At 72.3% G+C, this 15,267-nt stretch carries 15 protein-coding genes; 9 read left to right on the forward strand and 6 right to left on the reverse strand.

Features of this window, described 5'->3' with window-relative positions; genetic code table 11:
• The first annotated feature begins 16 nt into the window (after positions 1–16).
• The 5 genes from A5481_RS20590 (at position 17) to A5481_RS20610 (ending at position 5,258) form a co-directional block, all read left to right on the forward strand.
• Positions 17–1,876 carry a tetratricopeptide repeat protein gene (locus tag A5481_RS20590; protein ID WP_048433387.1) on the forward strand — a complete coding sequence of 620 codons (1,860 nt, stop codon included), beginning with the start codon at positions 17–19 and terminating at the stop codon, positions 1,874–1,876.
• A gap of 133 nt (positions 1,877–2,009) precedes the next feature.
• On the forward strand, positions 2,010–2,894 hold the full coding sequence (locus A5481_RS20595; RefSeq protein ID WP_048433371.1) for a 4-(cytidine 5'-diphospho)-2-C-methyl-D-erythritol kinase: 885 nt from the start codon (positions 2,010–2,012) through the stop codon (positions 2,892–2,894).
• A 150-nt stretch (positions 2,895–3,044) separates the two neighbouring features.
• Complete coding sequence (locus A5481_RS20600) at positions 3,045–3,959, forward strand: LysR family transcriptional regulator (protein ID WP_048433370.1); 915 nt, start codon at positions 3,045–3,047, stop codon at positions 3,957–3,959.
• A gap of 120 nt (positions 3,960–4,079) precedes the next feature.
• Positions 4,080–4,826: an SDR family NAD(P)-dependent oxidoreductase gene (locus tag A5481_RS20605; RefSeq protein WP_048433369.1), complete on the forward strand. Its 747-nt coding sequence runs from the start codon at positions 4,080–4,082 to the stop codon at positions 4,824–4,826.
• 33 nt (positions 4,827–4,859) lie between these two features.
• Positions 4,860–5,258 carry a (R)-mandelonitrile lyase gene (locus A5481_RS20610; protein WP_048433368.1) on the forward strand — a complete coding sequence of 133 codons (399 nt, stop codon included), beginning with the start codon at positions 4,860–4,862 and terminating at the stop codon, positions 5,256–5,258.
• Positions 5,259–5,452: 194 nt separating this feature from the next.
• On the opposite strand, the gene A5481_RS20615 is transcribed toward A5481_RS20610, so the two are convergent.
• A complete protein-coding gene (locus A5481_RS20615; protein WP_048433367.1) occupies positions 5,453–6,256 on the reverse strand; it encodes a 3'(2'),5'-bisphosphate nucleotidase CysQ in 804 nt (267 codons plus the stop codon).
• A 385-nt stretch (positions 6,257–6,641) separates the two neighbouring features.
• On the opposite strand from A5481_RS20615, the gene A5481_RS20620 reads away from it, so the two are divergent.
• A complete protein-coding gene (locus A5481_RS20620) occupies positions 6,642–7,175 on the forward strand; it encodes a DUF6101 family protein (RefSeq protein WP_082173054.1) in 534 nt (177 codons plus the stop codon).
• An 18-nt stretch (positions 7,176–7,193) separates the two neighbouring features.
• Here the strand turns inward: A5481_RS20620 and ubiA are convergent, their stop codons facing one another.
• Positions 7,194–8,135, reverse strand: coding sequence for a 4-hydroxybenzoate octaprenyltransferase (gene ubiA, locus A5481_RS20625; protein ID WP_048433366.1), 942 nt, complete (start codon positions 8,133–8,135; stop codon positions 7,194–7,196).
• Positions 8,136–8,175: 40 nt separating this feature from the next.
• A complete protein-coding gene (locus A5481_RS20630; protein ID WP_082173053.1) occupies positions 8,176–8,667 on the reverse strand; it encodes a hypothetical protein in 492 nt (163 codons plus the stop codon).
• Positions 8,668–8,955: 288 nt separating this feature from the next.
• Between A5481_RS20630 and A5481_RS20635 the strand changes: the two genes are divergently transcribed.
• Positions 8,956–9,714: a 16S rRNA (uracil(1498)-N(3))-methyltransferase gene (locus A5481_RS20635; protein ID WP_048433364.1), complete on the forward strand. Its 759-nt coding sequence runs from the start codon at positions 8,956–8,958 to the stop codon at positions 9,712–9,714.
• Between the two features lie 175 nt (positions 9,715–9,889).
• On the forward strand, positions 9,890–11,026 hold the full coding sequence (locus tag A5481_RS20640) for a carboxylate-amine ligase (RefSeq protein WP_048433363.1): 1,137 nt from the start codon (positions 9,890–9,892) through the stop codon (positions 11,024–11,026).
• A gap of 234 nt (positions 11,027–11,260) precedes the next feature.
• On the opposite strand, the gene pucL is transcribed toward A5481_RS20640, so the two are convergent.
• Positions 11,261–12,097, reverse strand: coding sequence for a factor-independent urate hydroxylase (gene pucL, locus A5481_RS20645; RefSeq protein ID WP_048433362.1), 837 nt, complete (start codon positions 12,095–12,097; stop codon positions 11,261–11,263).
• Between the two features lie 26 nt (positions 12,098–12,123).
• On the reverse strand, positions 12,124–13,524 hold the full coding sequence (locus A5481_RS20650) for a nucleobase:cation symporter-2 family protein (RefSeq protein WP_048433361.1): 1,401 nt from the start codon (positions 13,522–13,524) through the stop codon (positions 12,124–12,126).
• Between the two features lie 266 nt (positions 13,525–13,790).
• Here A5481_RS20650 and rnhA point away from each other — a divergent pair, with 266 nt between their 5' ends.
• The gene (rnhA, locus tag A5481_RS20655) at positions 13,791–14,492 is read left to right on the forward strand and encodes a ribonuclease HI (protein WP_048433360.1); all 702 of its coding nucleotides are present in this window, start codon (positions 13,791–13,793) and stop codon (positions 14,490–14,492) included.
• A 378-nt stretch (positions 14,493–14,870) separates the two neighbouring features.
• Here rnhA and A5481_RS20660 read toward each other — a convergent pair.
• Positions 14,871–15,267 (reverse strand): response regulator (locus A5481_RS20660; RefSeq protein ID WP_156655643.1); only part of this gene is annotated, 397 nt, incomplete at its 5' end.

A 15,267-nucleotide genomic window follows, 5' to 3' on the forward strand; every position in this document is an offset into this window, starting at 1 on the left:
CGGAGCCACGAGCTTGGTGCCCCAGACCCGATTCCCCCGTCCCCGCCGCGGACGCGCGCTCGCCGCGCTGGCCCTCCTCCTCGCCGCCTCGCCGGCGCCGGCCCACGCGGCGCGCCTGCCGGTGCGCGAGGTCGCGGTCCCGCAATCCTACGAGCCGGCGGATTCGCTGGAGGGCAACTTCCTGGCCGCCTACATCGCCGGCGCCTCCCGCGACACCGCCGCCGCCGCCACCTATTACCGCGAGGCGGTGAAGGGCGATCCGCGCAACGCGGAGCTCCTCGAGCGCTCGTTCGTGGCGCTGCTCGCCGACGGCTCGCTGCCGGAGGCGTTCCGGGCCGCCGAGCGCCTGACGGCGCGCGACGGGGCCAACGGCCTCGCCCAGCTCGCGCTCGGCGTGCAGAAGATCAAGGCCAAGCAGTTCGCCGCGGCGCGCCAGAACCTGCAGCGCGGCGGCAAGGGCGCGGCGGCCGACCTGACCTCGACCCTGCTCACCGCCTGGTCCTATGCCGGGGCCGGCGAGGGCAAGAAGGCGCTCGAGACCATCAACAAGCTCAAGGGCGAGCGCTACTACAACGTCTTCCGCGACTACCACGCGGGGCTGATCGCGGCGCTCGTCGGCGACAAGGTCGAGGCCGAGCGCCGGCTGAAATCGGCCTACGACGCCGACCGCAACACGCTGCGCATCGTCGACGCCTACGGCCGCTTCGAGGCCGAATCCGGCCGGCCCGACCTCGCGGTGGCGGCCTACCAGGAATTCGACAACGTCCTGCCGCGCCACCCGATCGTGCGCGACGCCCTCGACAAGCTGAAGGCCGGCAAGCCGCTGGCGCCGCTGATCGGCTCGGCACAGGAAGGCGCCGCGGAGGTGCTCTACGGCCTCGGCTCGGCCGGGACCTCGCAGGGCGACGAGCTGCCGGCGGTGGTGTACCTGCGCCTCGCGCTCTACCTCGCGCCCGAGCACTCGCTGGCGCTGCTGACGCTGGCCGACACGCTGGAGCGGATGAAAGCGCCCGAGCGGGCGAACGAGGTCTTCGCCCGCATGCCGGCGTCCTCGCCGCTCAAGCTCAACGCCGACATCCAGATCGGCCTCAACCTCGAGCAGATGGGCAAGGGCGACGAGGCCATCGCCCATCTCGACCAGGTCGCCAAGACCTATCCCAACGACATCGACGTGATCTCGGCGCTCGGCAACGTCCAGCGCTCGCGCAAGAAATACGCCGAGTCGGCCCAGACATACACCAAGGCGATCGACCTGATCGGCGACCAGCCGGCGCGGAACTACTGGACCCTGTACTACTTCCGCGGCACGTCCTACGAGCGCGCCAAGGAATGGCCGAAGGCCGAGGCCGACCTGAAGAAGGCGCTCGACCTCGTGCCGGCGACCCAGCCCAACGGCCGCGCCCAGGTGCTGAACTACCTCGCCTATTCCTGGGTCGACCAGAACCAGAACATCGACGAGGCGTTCCGCATGCTCAAGCAGGCGGTCGACCTGCAGCCGCGCGACGGCATGATCATCGACAGCCTCGGCTGGGCCTATTACCGCCTCGGCCGCTGGGACGACGCGGTGCGCGAGCTCGAGAAGGCGATCGAGCTGAAGCCCGGCGACCCGACGATCAACGACCACCTCGGCGACGCCTACTGGCGCAGCGGCCGGCGGCTCGAGGGCAAGTTCCAGTGGCAGCACGCCAAGGACCTGAACCCCGAGCCCGAGGACCTGGCCAAGATCGAGGCCAAGCTGAAGGACGGGCTGCCGGAGCTGGAGAAGCCCGCCGCCACCGCCGAGACCCAGCCGGCGCCCCAGCCCGAGATGCCGAAGGGCGCGCCCGCGCCGACCGAGCCGCCGGCGATGGGCACGGAGACGAAGAGCGGCGGCTGACGCCCCGCTCGCTCTGTCCGTCGAGATGAGATCGCGGGCGCGGTGCCGGAGGGCATCGCGCCCTGTTCCTTGTCTGAGACCTGCCTTGGTTCGACCTGCCTTGGTTCGACCTGCCCGTTCGAGAGACGACGACGTGCCTGCCCTCGCCACCCGCGCGCCCGCCAAGATCAACCTGACCCTGCACGTCCTCGGCCGGCGTCCCGGCGACGGCTACCATGCCCTCGAGAGCCTCGTCGTGTTCGCCGGCTCGAACGCGGGCGACCTCCTGACCCTCGAGCCCGGGCCCGCCCTCGACCTCGCGGTCACCGGCCCGACCGCGGGCCCCGCCGGCCCGACCGGGGACAACCTGGTGATGCGGGCGGCCCGCCACCTCGCCGCGGAGGTGCCGGGGCTGGCGGTCGGGCGGTTCCGGCTGGTGAAGCGCCTGCCGGTGGCGGCGGGGATCGGCGGCGGCTCGTCGGATGCGGCCGGTGCCCTGCGGCTCCTCGGCCGCCTCAACGGTCTCGCGGCCGACCAACCGGCCCTGATGGCGGCGGCCCGCCGCACCGGCGCCGACGTGCCGGTCTGCCTCGATCCGCGGGCCCGGATGATGCGCGGCGCCGGCGAGGCGGTGGGACCCGCCCTCGCCCTGCCGGCCGTGCCGGCGGTCCTCATCAATCCCGGCGTGCCGGTCGAGACGGCGCCGGTCTTCCGCGCCCTCGGGCTCACGGTCGGCCAGGCGCATCCGCTGGCCGCGCAGGCGCATCCGGACCTCGCCGGCGGCGGCCCCGAGGCCCTGATCGCCCGCATCGCCCCGGCCCGCAACGACCTGGAGGCCCCCGCCCTCACGGTCGCCCCGGTGATCGGCGACACGCTGGCGGCGCTCCGCGACCGGCCGGATTGCCGCCTCGCCCGGATGTCGGGATCGGGCGCCACGGTGTTCGGGCTGTTCGGCCACCGCGCCTCGGCCGTCGCGGCGGCACGCGCGATCGCCGCCGCCCATCCGGGCTGGTGGGTGCGGGCGACGCTGCTGCGCTAGGGTCGGAGTTCAACCGGATCAGTCCCGCGTGTGGCCGCCGGGGGTGGGCACCGAACCTCTGTCCTTGATCCGGAAGCAGAGGCTCCGCTTCCGATCCGGTCACGACGCGATACGAATTGCTTTCCCGCGAGCAGCCACTTCACTGCCTCCATGCGGATCAATCGAACCGAACTGGCCGACCTCGGGACCTTTCTCGCCATCGCGCGCCACCGTAGCTTCCGGCGGGCTGGCCAGGAGCTTGGCGTCAGCGCCTCTGCGCTCAGCCACGCGCTCAAGGTCATGGAAGCGCGCCTCGGCGTGCGCCTCGTCAATCGCACCAGTCGCAGCGTGACGCTGACCGCGGCGGGGGAAGATCTGCTCGCTTCGCTGGACGCCCCGTTCGCGGCGATCGGCTCTGCGCTCGACCTGCTCAACCAGCACCGCGAGCCGAAGACGGTGACCGGGCGCATCCGCCTCAACGTGCTCGAACATGCGAGCACGCTGCTGCTCGCCCCCGTGGTGCCTCTCTTCCATGCGCGCCACCCGCAGGTCGAGATCGACGTTCGAGTGTCCAACGATCTGCTCGACATCGTGGAGGCCGGGGCCGATGCGGGTATCCGATACGGCGGAACGGTCCCTCAGGACATGGTAGCGCAGCGCCTGTCGGCCGATCTGCGCTGGGTGGTCGTCGGTGCGCCACGCTATTTCGATCGGCACGGGACGCCCGATCATCCGTGCGACCTCGCGGCTCACCGGTGCCTGCGCATTCGCCTGGGCGATGATCGCCTCTACCGGTGGGAGTTCGAGAGAGCGGACGAGCAGATCGCACTCGACGTTCCCGGTGCGGTGACCATCGACAACACGCAGTTCGCCCTCTCCCTCGCGACGGCAGGCGGCGGGCTCGCCTATCTTCCCGAGCCGTGCGTCAAGCCCGCGGTCGCGCGCGGCGAGTTGCGCGTCGCGCTGGCGAACTGGGCACCGAGGGGACCCGGCTTCCACATCTACTATCCCGGACGCCGCCAACTGCCGATCGGCTTGCGCCTCCTCATCGACCTGATCCGCGAGGTGAAGCCGCTGGACCTGTAGAGGCGAGATCGTCCGGCGATGAAATCCGCTCATCGGTCCGTTGAGGGATGAAGGGCTGATCCGCGGCTCGCGTGATGTCTACGTCAGGCATCTCATCGAGTTCAGCGGAGAGACCTGGACATGCGCCGTTTCACCGGGAAGGTCGCCTTCATCACGGGAGCAGCCAGCGGCATCGGCCGCGCTGCCGCCCTCGCCTTTGCACGCGAGGGCGCACGAGTGGCGATCGCCGATCGCACGGGGGGTGCGCTGGAACAGGTTCGCGCCGAGATCGAAGAGAAGGGCGGCGAGGGTCTGGCACTGCGCTGCGACGTATCCGTGCCGGAAGAAGTGGAAGCGGCGGTCGCCCGCGCCGTCGAGCGGTTCAGCCGCCTCGATTGCGCCTTCAACAACGCGGGTGTGGAGAACAAGGCCGCCCCCGTCCATGAGATCGCCCTCGACGAGTGGGACCGGATCCTCGACATCAACCTGCGCGGTACGTTCGTGTGCATGAAGCACGAGATCGGCCAGATGCTGCGCCAGGGCGGGGGCGTGGTGGTCAACACCTCGTCCGGTGCAGGGATCAGGGGCGTGGCGGGAGGCGCGAGCTACGCCGCCTCCAAGCACGCCCTCATCGGCCTCACCAAATCGGCTGCCCTCGACTATGCAAAGGCGAACATTCGGGTGAACGCCATCCTGCCCGGGAACGTCGAGACACCGATGATGGACCGCTTCACGGGTGGTGACATCCAGAAGGCTATCGACCTTGAGCCGGTGGGACGGCTGGGCAAGCCCGAGGAGATCGCAGAGGCAGTCCTGTGGCTGTGCTCGGATCTCGGCGCGTTCGTGACCGGCGCGTCGATCCCGGTCGATGGGGGATGGTCGCTCTGAGGAGCGTTCCGGAAACGACGGGAGGACGATCGCATGGACATCAAGCGCAGCGGCAGCCGGCCCTCGGGCCCGGGACCGTCCAGCTGGTTCAGCGGCGTGGTGCGGATCGACCCGCTCCACACCGCGCCCGACCCCGCTCGCGTCGCGATGGCGAGCGTCACGTTCGAGCCGGGTGCGCGGACGGCCTGGCATACGCATCCGCTCGGCCAGACGCTGATCGTCACGGTCGGTCGCGGATGGGTTCAGCGGGAAGGAGGCCCCGTCGAGGAGATCGCGCCGGGCGATGTCGTCTGGTTCGAGCCGAACGAGAGGCACTGGCACGGGGCCACCGCGACCACGGCGATGACGCACATCGCGATCCAAGAGCGCCTGAACGGCGAGGCCGTGACATGGCTGGAGCAGGTCACGGACGGACAATACGCCGGATCCTGACCCTCGACCGTATGGTCAAGCCGTTCGGGTTCTGACCCTCGAGTGCGGCCCGACTCCGCCGCCACCCGTGACGGGACGCCGGCGGGTGCGATGTCGCAGGCCGCTCCCCTTTCCCGGCTCTCCTTCCCCGTCGCTCCGGTCGTCCCGGACGGGGGGAGCGGGTCGAACGCTCCCCGGTCGCAGGCGCGCTTCCGCTACCGCAGCCCCGCCAGCACCGGCTCGCGCAGGGCCTGCGGCAGGGCCACGAGCTCGCCGTGGATCGGCTCGCGGCGGTTGTAGACCGGGGCGCGGCCGTCGAGGCCGAGGACGGCGCCGCCGGCCTCGCGCAGGATCAGGTCGGCCCCGGCGAGGTCCCAGTCGCGGGCGTCCGACGAGACCAGCCCGACATCGACCACGCCCTCGGCGACCCGCACCAGGCGCAGCGCCAGCGACGGGATCCTGGGCAGGCGCACCAGCGAGCCGGGCAGGCCGATCGCCCGCTCGAGCCGGTCGGCCATCGGCTTCGGGCCGGTGACCCGGGCCCCCGCGACCACCTCCTGCCCCGAGACCCGGATCGGCGCCCCGTCCTTCGTCGCGCCCTCCCCGGCCACGGCCTCGTAGAGCGTCGCGGTGACCGGGGCGGCGACGTGGCCGAGCACCGGCTCGCCCCGGGCGAGGAGCGCGACGGCGATCGACCAGTCGGGATCGCCCGACAGGAAGGCGCGGGTGCCGTCGATCGGATCGACGATCCAGACGAGATCGTGGGCGAGGCGGACCGGATCGTCCCGGGTCTCCTCCGAGAGCCAGGCGGCGCCGGGGATGAGCTCGCTGAGGCGCACCTTCAGGAAGGTGTCGACGGTCACGTCGGCCTCGGTCACCGGCGAGCCGCCGGCCTTGTTCCAGACCCGGGCGCTGGTGCGCTCGCCCTGCCGGAAATACGGCAGCGCCAGCAGGGCGGCCTCGCGGATGATCGCCCGGACCTGGGGCAGGATCGCGCGCACGTCGTCGGGAAGAGGCATGGTCGACCGCCGGGGTTTCGAGACGGGAGGGATTCGCGCAAGACGCCCGGCGGATCCGCGGCGGGCACGGGTCGAGCACGGGGCGATGTCGCTCCCGTTGTAGGCCCCCCTCCCGGACGCCACAAGGACGCCGCGGCGACGGCGATGCCGCATTGTCTTAGCGAAGCGTTTCGCGTCGCGGATGTGCCGTCTACTGGCGGTGAACGATAAATGAATCGGGTCGCGACAAGGATCCGTTGAGCATTCGACGCATCTGCCTCGCCACAACCATCGCTTAACGCTGCCTTTTAAGGCGTTCTGAGCCGGGGCCGGGCCAAAGTCGTGACAACAGCGGACGACACGACAGAGGTCGCCGCCTCACGCGGACAGGGCGTCGAGCAGATCCATGGTCACCAGATTCCCCTCTTCGAACCGCCGCTCCTCGGGCAGCCAGGCCGCCCGTCGCGACGTCGAGCTCCCGGTCATCCACCGCGGCCCGGTCCAGGCCGAGCCGTCGGCGCTGCCGATCGTCGGCACCCTGCCGGGCGCCAGCGCCGCCGGCAGCCTGGCCCTCTGCCTCGACGGCGATGCCAGCGACGCCGCCGGCGAGGACCGCTTCGCCGTGATGATGCTCGACCGCAGCGGCGACCCGCTGATGCGGCTCGGGATCTACGGCGACGACGAGGTCGTGGCGGTGTGGCGCCGCCTCGGCGCCGAGACCGGCCTGCCGCTGGTGGTGATCCAGGAGGACGGCGCGGTCGCCCCGATGGGCCAGCAGCTCGGCCGGCTGAAGCTCGGCACGGTGCGGATCCGCCGCCGGCACGGCCTGCTGAACCACCGCCGGCCGCGCTTCCTCACCCGCCGCAAGACCGCCCGGCTGCCCCTGCGCCCGCTGGTCTACCGCGACGAGGCGCTGATGACCGACGGCGGCAGCCTCTGACGCGCGGGCGGGCGAGGCCTACATGAGACCTTGCCAGATCGCGTCGAGGGCGAGGCCGCTGAACAGGATCAGCCCCGCATCGCGGTTGGAGCGGAACAGGCGCAGCGCCTCCGCGCCGTCGCGCGGATCGAGCCGCCCGACCTGCCAGGCGAGGTGGCCGGCGAACAGCGCGAGCGCGGCGAGACCGATCGGACCGGCCCCGGCCCCGGACAGGGCGAGGCCGATGAACAGGACGCAGGCCAGGAAGCAGCCCGCCACCGCGAGGCGCACCCGGGTGCCGAAGAAGCGGGCGGACGACTTGATGCCGGCGATCTCGTCGTCCTCGATGTCCTGGACCGCGTAGATCGTGTCGTAGCCGATCACCCACGCGATGGCGCCGGCGTAGAGCCAGTAGGCCGGGGCGTCGAGGCGGCCGATCAGGGCGACCCAGCCCATCAGCGCGCCCCACGCGAAGGCGAGGCCGAGCACCAGCTGCGGCACCGGCATCACCCGCTTCATGAACGGGTAGACCGCGACCGGCGCGAGCGAGGCGAGGCCGACGAGGATCGCCGTGCGGTTGAACTGCATGAGCACCGCGAGGCCGACCAGCGCCTGCAGCACCAGGAAGATCAGGGCGTGGCGCACCCGCACGCGCCCCGACGGCAGCGGCCGCAGCCGGGTGCGCTCGACGCGGGCGTCGAGGTCGCGGTCGGCGATGTCGTTGTAGGTCGAGCCCGCGCCCCGCATCGCGACGGCGCCGACCAGGAACAGGGCGAGGTGCCACAGGCTCGGGCCCGGCCGGCCGGCCGCGACGGCGGCCAGCGCCGCCGACCACCAGCACGGCAGCAGCAGGAGCCACCAGCCGATCGGCCGCTCGATGCGGGCCAGCCGCAGGTAGGGCCGCACCGCCTCGGGGGCGTGCCGGTCGACCCAGTGCCCGGTGACCGCGTCGGCGACCGGACGGTCGGGAGCCGGACTCATGCCCGGGCGGGGGACGCCGCGGTCGTCGCGGGCGCGGGGTTCACAGGGCGCCCTGCGGCACCCGGAAGCTGCCGGTCAGGCCGGGGCCGCCGAGGAGGCCGCCGCCCCCGCCGCCCTGCTGCTGCTGGGCCGCCATGGCGCGGGCCTTCTTCTCCATCGCCGCCTGCTGGACCGCCGCCTGGCAGACCTTGGTGCGCAGGGTCGAGACCCGGCCGTGATCCGCCTTGAAGCCCTCGACGAAGGAATCCGGGATCGAGCACCAATCCTTGTTGGCGGTGATCCACTTCAGGCCCTCGGTGCCGTTGGCCTGGAGCTTGGTGAACAGGGTGCAGGCCGCCGCCGCGGTGATCTTCGCCTTCTTGCCCTGCGAGGCGGCGTTGACCTTCGAGACGATGTCCTTGCGCTCGGTGAGCGTCTTCTGGATCGCCCCGCACTCGGCGTTCTGGGCCTGGGCCTGGGCCGCCCCGCCCAGGAGCGTCGCGCCGAGCAGGCTTCCGGCCAGCGCCGCCACGGTCACACGCATGCGAGTCATCTCCCGATCCCCCAAAGCTCCGGCCTCAAGATTCTGGCCTCTCGCCGGGCCGTCCGCTCTCTCGGCGGCGCACCCGGCATAGTGAAGAATTCCATGCCGCTCCCGGCCTCGTAGCGCTTTCTGCACAGGATTGTGGCGCCATCGTGCGGCGGCGGCCCACCGGTTCCGGTTCCGGCGACGCGCGCGGGCCCTTGTTGCGCCGGCGCCACAGGCGGGGCGCGGGCGCCGCGAGCCGAATGACCGGCCCGGGAATTGACATCCGCCCCCCGCCTCGGCGAGCACGGCGCCATGGCGGCCTACGATTTCAACGCTCCCCGGCTCTTCCTCGACATCCCGATGCGCGAGGGGGTGCGGCATACCCTCGACCGGGCCCAGGCGAACTACCTGCTCTCGGTGCTGCGCCGCGACGCCGGCGAGCCGGTACTGGTCTTCAACGGCCGCGACGGCGAGTGGCGTGCCGAGATCGCGCCCACCGGCCGCAAGGCGGCGGACCTGGTGCTGCGGACCCAGACCCGGCCGCAGGATCCGCCGGGCGACCTGCACTACCTCTTCGCGCCGCTGAAGGCGGCCCGCCTCGACTACGTCGCCCAGAAGGCGGTCGAGATGGGCGCGAGCCTGATCCAGCCGGTGGTGACCCGGCGCACGCAGGGCGACCGGATCAAGCTCGACAAGCTTCGGGCCAACGCCGTCGAGGCCGCCGAGCAATGCGGCATCCTGGCCCTGCCGGAGATCCGCGACGCCGCGCCGCTCGCCGAGGCCCTCGCCGCCCTCGCGCCGGAGCGCCTGCTGGTGTTCTGCGACGAGGACGCCCCGGTCGCCGATCCGGTCGCCGCCCTGGCGCAGGCCGGCGCCGCGGCGGGGAACGGCGCCGTTCCCCTCGCCGTTGTGATCGGGCCGGAGGGGGGATTCACGCCGGAGGAGCGCACCCTGATCGGAGACCGTCGCAACACCGTCCGCCTCTCGCTCGGCCCGCGGATCCTGCGCGCCGACACCGCCGCCGTGGCGGTGCTGGCCCTGGTCCAGGCCGTGCTCGGCGACGGACGGTAGAGGGGCCAAGGGGCCAAGGGGCCAAGGGGTTTGGGCCGCCCCGCCCGAGGCGCCGGGCGGTCCGGCTCGCGCCTCATTTCACGCGCTGATATCGGAGCCGCCCCGCGGCCGAGGCCGTGTCGCGACGCGACGGTCGCCGGCCCGTTGCGGCCCGCCGTTCCCGGAGGTCTTGCGTATGCGAGCGGAATTCGACGTCTGCCTCGAGGAGGAGGTGTTCATCAACGATGCGGGCAAGCGCGACGCCGCCCGGGCCCGCACCCGCGATTTCCTGGCCGCCTGCCGGACCGCCTACCCGCAGGTGCGCACCGAGCTGATGGAGCCGCAGCTCGTCTGGGCGATCGAGCCGGTGAGCGACCTCGCCGAGGCGCGGCGCGCGCTCGCCGCCCTGCGCGGCGGCCTCGGGGCGCTGGCCTCCGCCCGCGGCCTCGCCCTGATGGCCTCGGGCACCCATCCGCTCGCCCTGTGGAGCCGGGTGCGCCCGCGCGACCAGGCCGCCCGCGGCCGAGTCCTGCGCGACCTCCAGATGGTCGGCAGCCGCAACGTGGTCTGCGGCCTCAGCGTCGGCGTCGGGGTGCCCGGGGGCGTGTCGCGGATCGACCTGATGAACCGGGTCCAGCCCTACCTCGCCCTGCTGCTCGCGCTCTCGACCTCGTCGCCGTTCTGGCAGGCCCAGCGCACCGGGCTCCTCGGGTACCGCCTCGCCGCCTCGCGCGAGCTGCCCCGCAGCTTCCTGCCGCCCTTCTTCCGCGACGAGGCGGATTTCGCCCGCTACCTCGACACGGTGGTGGCGGCCGGCGCCATCGACGATCCGCGCCACGTCTGGTGGGTGGTCTGCCCCTCGCCGACCGGCCCCGGCCTCGACCTGCGCATCGCCGACAGCTGCACCCGCCTCGACGACGCGCTCGCCATCGCGGCGCTCTACCGCTGCCTGGTGCGCCGCCTCGCCCGCGACCCTGCGCTTCACCGCGACCTCACCGGCGCCTCGCAGGCGATCGCGGCGGAGAATTGCTGGCGGGCGCAGCGCTACGGCATCCACGGCAGCTTCGTCTGCGAGGAGACCCGGACTGCACGGCCGGTGGCGACGGTGCTCGGCGAGACCCTGGCCCTCGTCGCCGAGGATGCCCGGGCGCTGGGTTGCGAGGCCGAGCTCGACCTCGCCCGCTGGATCGTCGCCCGCGGCACCAGCGCCGACCGCCAGCTCGCCCTGTTCACCGAGGCGCAAGGGCGCGGCCTGCCGCCGCGGGAGGCGCTGGCGGAGGTGGTGGACTGGCTCACGGCCGAGACGGTCGGGGCGAACCCGACGCGGCATTGACGGCAGGGCGCGCGGACCGCCTCCCCCTTTCCCGGGGCGACCGAACCATCGGCGAAAGGAGATCCGGGGACCAGCACAACAACGCGCGAAGCGACCGTCTGAAACGGTGCAACACGAGGAGCTGCTTTGCAGCACGTCTCTCGCTGGATCCCGGATCTCCTTCCGCTTCGCCACACTCCTCCGGGAAGGGGGGCGGTGCTTCTCGTTGAGCGGCAGGTGCACTGAACCCTTCCCTCACCGCCCCACGGTGCACTCGATCTGCCCGTGCGGCTCGTCGGTCGCGACGAAGACCTGGTTCGGATTGTCCAGTCCGAAGGGGGCGAGATTCGCCAGCAGGTAGTGCTTGTTCGGGCAGGCGAGCGTGATCGTCGCGATCTCCGGCACCGCCTCGAGCGCCGCCGTGCCCATGCGGTAGAGGCTGTCCTGCAGGCTGTGGCTGTAGCTCCCGGAGAAGACACGTAGGAGCGCGTCGAGGATCCGGGCATTGGCGGCCTCGTAGTCGGCGGGCTCGGCGGTCCAGGCCCAGGTCGCCTCCATGCTGGTCGCCGCGATGCGGTCGTGGGTCTCGGGGATCGTGGTGTAGGGATCCTTGACGTAGTCGGCCCAGCCGGACTCGGTGCTCTTGAGGAAGGTGAAGCCGGACAGGCCGGATTCGACGCTCGCCCCGTCGCGGGAGAGCGCGATCCGGGCGAAGGGCTGGCCGTTGCCGTCGAGCGTGAAGGTGTGGGCGTGGGCCGCGCCGTCGACCGCGAGGCGGTTCCAGCGGGTCTCGTGGCCCGTCACGGTGGCGGTCTCCATCTGCGGGTAGCGGTCGAGGAGGCGCTGCGCCACCGCGCGGCAGAAAGCCTCCGTCGGCAGGGCCGGGCATTCGCGGGCGACGATGTAGACGACGTTCTTGATCGTGTCGGTCGAGACGGTCCGGCTGTTGTCGGCGTGGGTGAAGGTGCGCTCGAACGCCCCGGTCAGCATCGCCGTCACGGTCAGCTCGCGCACCTCGTGCCGGTCGCCGTCGCGCTGGACGCGCATCACCCGCACGCGGCCCTTGCCGTAGGTCTTGTGCAGCAGGGTCATCGGTACCTCGTGCGTTGGAAGTCGGATCAGACGTGTTCCGCCGCCGCGGCGGCGGCCGATGCGTCCCGGCCCGCCCGCTCGGCGCTGCCGAGGCCGTTGAAGAAGGCGTTGAGCAGGACCGCGGCGATCGAGGCGAGCAGGATGCCCGATTCGAGCAGCGGGTGCAGCGCGTGCGGCAGGTTGCGGAAGAAGGTCGGTGCCACCAGCGGGATCATCCCGAAGCCGACCGCGATCGCCACCACGAACTGGTTCTTCGGCTGCCCCCGGAAGTCGACCGCCGTGAGGATGCGCGCGCCGGTGGCCGCCACCATGCCGAACATCACCAGCCCCGCTCCCCCGAGCACCACCTGCGGCACCGCCTCGACGAGGGCGGCCATCTTCGGCAGGAGGCCCAGCATCAGCAGGATGACGCCCCCGGCGATCGTGACGGTGCGCGAGCGTACCCCCGTCACGCCGACGAGGCCGACATTCTGCGAGAACGAGGTGTACGGGAAGGTGTTGAAGATGCCGCCCAGCAGCGTGCCGAGCCCGTCGGCGCGCAGGCCCCGGGCGAGGTCGGCTCGCGACACCGGCCGGCCGGTGATCTCGCCGAGCGCCAGGAACATCCCGGTCGATTCGATCATCGTCACGATCATCACGACGCACATCGTGGCGATCGGCACGAGGTGGAAGTGCGGCCAGCCGAAATGGAACGGCAGGACGGGGGCGAACCAGGGCGCCGCCGCCACCTTGTCGAGGTGCATCAGGCCGAGGGCCGCCGCCAGGACCGAGCCGGCGACGATGCCGAGCAGGACCGCGACGTTGGCGAGGAAGCCCCGCGCCCAGCGGATCAGGGCGAGGATGACGAGCAGCACCGTCAGCGCGATGCCGAGGCCGGCGGGCTGAGCGTAGTTCGGGTTCGGCACCGCGGCCGGGACGCCGTCGACGATCTTCGTCAGCGTCGGCTGGCCGCCGCCGGCCCAGTTGATGCCGACCCGCATCAGCGAGATGCCGATGACCAGGATGATCGTGCCGGTGACGACCGGCGGGAACAGCGGCAGCAGGCGGCTGACATGGGGCGCGACCACGAGGCCGAACACGCCGGAGGCGATCACCGCGCCGTAGATGCCGAGCAGCCCGACCTCCGGCGTCGCCCCCATCGACAGGATCGGCCCGACCGACGCGAAGGTCACGCCCATCATCACCGGCAGCCTGATGCCGACGCCCGGGAATCCGGCCGACTGGATCAGGGTCGCGAGGCCGCAGGCGAACAGGTCGGCGCTGATCAGGAAGGCGACCTCCTCCGGGCGAAGCCCGAGCGCGCGCCCGATGATCAGCGGAACCGCCACGGCGCCGGCATACATCACCAGCACGTGCTGCAGCGCGAGCGGCACCAGCCGGCTCGGCGGCAGCATCGCGTCGACGTCGTCGGCGGTCTCGACTGGCATGGGGCGCGTCTCTTCTTGAGCTGTCCGAGGGTCAGCGCGACTCGCCGGCCGCGACGCCCCTGCGTCGGGCCGGCGCCTCATCATCGCGCATCCTGGCCGGGCCGCAAGCGCCGTGCCAGGGCCCGCCGGGTTGCGGCCGGGCGCGGCTGGGTATTTGTTCACCATTCCGGGCCGAAGGTGCCCGCGCGGCCGGCAGCCCGCCTCCTCCCGCGGGAGGCCGGGGCGCGGCCGCGTTCCGTCATGACGTTCGAGACGAAAAGGCAGCCATGCGAACCATCGTGTATGCCGACGGCGGCTGCGATCCCAATCCCGGGCCGGGCGGCTGGGGCGTGGTGATCCAGGCACCGGACGGCACCGTCGAGCTGTGCGGCGGCGACCCGCAGAGCACCAACAACCGCATGGAGCTGACCGCGGCGATCCGGGCGCTGGAGCATTTCCCCGAGGGCGCCGCGATCGAGATGCGGTGCGACAGCCAGTACGTGGTGAAGTCGGTCACCGAGTGGATCCGCGGCTGGAAGCTCAAGGGCTGGCGCACCACCACCGGGCCGGTGAAGAACGTCGAGCTGATGCAGCGCCTCGACGAATTGGCGGCGCGGCGCGACGTGCGCTGGGTCTGGGTGAAGGGCCATGCCGGCGAGGCCGGCAACGAGCGCGCCGACCGGCTGGCGGCACAGGGGCGGCGCCAGGGCCTCGGCCTGCCGCCGCGGGCCGACATCGCCCCGGCCCGCGCGCCGGCCGCCCCCCCGGCCGCCGCGCCGGCGCCGACGGCTCTGCCCGAGCCCGCGCCCCGCGGCACCTCGATCCCGGTCGAGGGGGGCCTGGGCCTGCGCCTCGCGCGCGCGGCCAAGCAGGCCGGCACCACCCCCCAGGCCTATGCCGACGAGGTGCTGCGCCTCGCCGTCGATCTCGGGCCCGAGGGGCTGGCGCTGCTGCGCGAGGCCAAGGCCCGCAAGGCGCCGGCGGCCTGAGCCGACGGACGGAAACGGTCTCGTCCGCCGCATCCCGTCCGCCTGGCGGGATCGCGCCGCGTCCGTGGAGCCCGGTCCCCCGTCTCCACGGACGATCGCGATCCCGGCCCGCAACCCTCGTCCCGAGGGCCTGTTTGGGCGGTTTTTTCCATCGGTGAAATCCGGACGGTCAGGGACGTCCAACCCTCAACCCTCATCCTCGGAACCTGTTCGAGCGATTTCTCCGTCGATGAAATTTGCATGTTCCTGACCAGCGAGTTTTTTTACCGCGAGAGAAATCGCCCAACCAGCCTGTCGGGATGAGGTCGCGAGCCGGAGGGGAAGCTCCCCCGAACCCGGCCTGCGCTGCGCCGGTCCCGGGACGATCGGCGCCGCCGCTCACGCGCTCTTCGGGAACGGCACCACGACCGGCTCGTCCGGGACGCCCTCCTCCGCCCCCCGCACCACCGCCTCGATCATCCGGGCGAGCGCCGCCTGGTCGTAGGGCTTGGCGAGCCGCGGCAGGCGGGCGGCCCCGTCGGCGCCGAGGTCGGCGTAGCCGGTGGCGAGGATCACCTTGAGGCCCGGCCGCTCGGCCGCGAGACGCTCGGCGAGCTGAAGGCCGGTCATCTCCGGCATGGCGTGGTCGGTGAGCACCAGGTCGAGGGTGCGGGCCCGCCGCGCCAGCGCGAGGGCCTCCTGGCCGGAGCGCGCCTCGATCACCCGGTGGCCGAGATCCTCCAGCATCGCGGCGCTGTTCTCGAGCACCAGGGGGTCGTCGTCGACGACGAGGACG

Origin of the sequence: Methylobacterium platani, from assembly GCF_001653715.1 — a bacterium.
Taxonomy (GTDB): Bacteria; Pseudomonadota; Alphaproteobacteria; order Rhizobiales; family Beijerinckiaceae; genus Methylobacterium; species Methylobacterium platani.

What these genes read in the sequence shown, in the direction of transcription:
- A5481_RS20600 (WP_048433370.1), top strand. Translation starts at nt 3,045, where the DNA reads ATGCGGATCAATCGAACCGAACTGGCCGACCTCGGGACCTTTCTCGCC.
- A5481_RS20605 (WP_048433369.1), top strand. Translation starts at nt 4,080, where the DNA reads ATGCGCCGTTTCACCGGGAAGGTCGCCTTCATCACGGGAGCAGCCAGC.
- A5481_RS20610 (WP_048433368.1), top strand. Translation starts at nt 4,860, where the DNA reads ATGGACATCAAGCGCAGCGGCAGCCGGCCCTCGGGCCCGGGACCGTCC.
- A5481_RS20615 (WP_048433367.1), bottom strand. Translation starts at nt 6,256, where the DNA reads ATGCCTCTTCCCGACGACGTGCGCGCGATCCTGCCCCAGGTCCGGGCG.
- A5481_RS20620 (WP_082173054.1), top strand. Translation starts at nt 6,642, where the DNA reads ATGGTCACCAGATTCCCCTCTTCGAACCGCCGCTCCTCGGGCAGCCAG.
- ubiA (WP_048433366.1), bottom strand. Translation starts at nt 8,135, where the DNA reads ATGAGTCCGGCTCCCGACCGTCCGGTCGCCGACGCGGTCACCGGGCAC.
- A5481_RS20630 (WP_082173053.1), bottom strand. Translation starts at nt 8,667, where the DNA reads ATGACTCGCATGCGTGTGACCGTGGCGGCGCTGGCCGGAAGCCTGCTC.
- A5481_RS20635 (WP_048433364.1), top strand. Translation starts at nt 8,956, where the DNA reads ATGGCGGCCTACGATTTCAACGCTCCCCGGCTCTTCCTCGACATCCCG.
- A5481_RS20640 (WP_048433363.1), top strand. Translation starts at nt 9,890, where the DNA reads ATGCGAGCGGAATTCGACGTCTGCCTCGAGGAGGAGGTGTTCATCAAC.
- pucL (WP_048433362.1), bottom strand. Translation starts at nt 12,097, where the DNA reads ATGACCCTGCTGCACAAGACCTACGGCAAGGGCCGCGTGCGGGTGATG.
- A5481_RS20650 (WP_048433361.1), bottom strand. Translation starts at nt 13,524, where the DNA reads ATGCCAGTCGAGACCGCCGACGACGTCGACGCGATGCTGCCGCCGAGC.
- rnhA (WP_048433360.1), top strand. Translation starts at nt 13,791, where the DNA reads ATGCGAACCATCGTGTATGCCGACGGCGGCTGCGATCCCAATCCCGGG.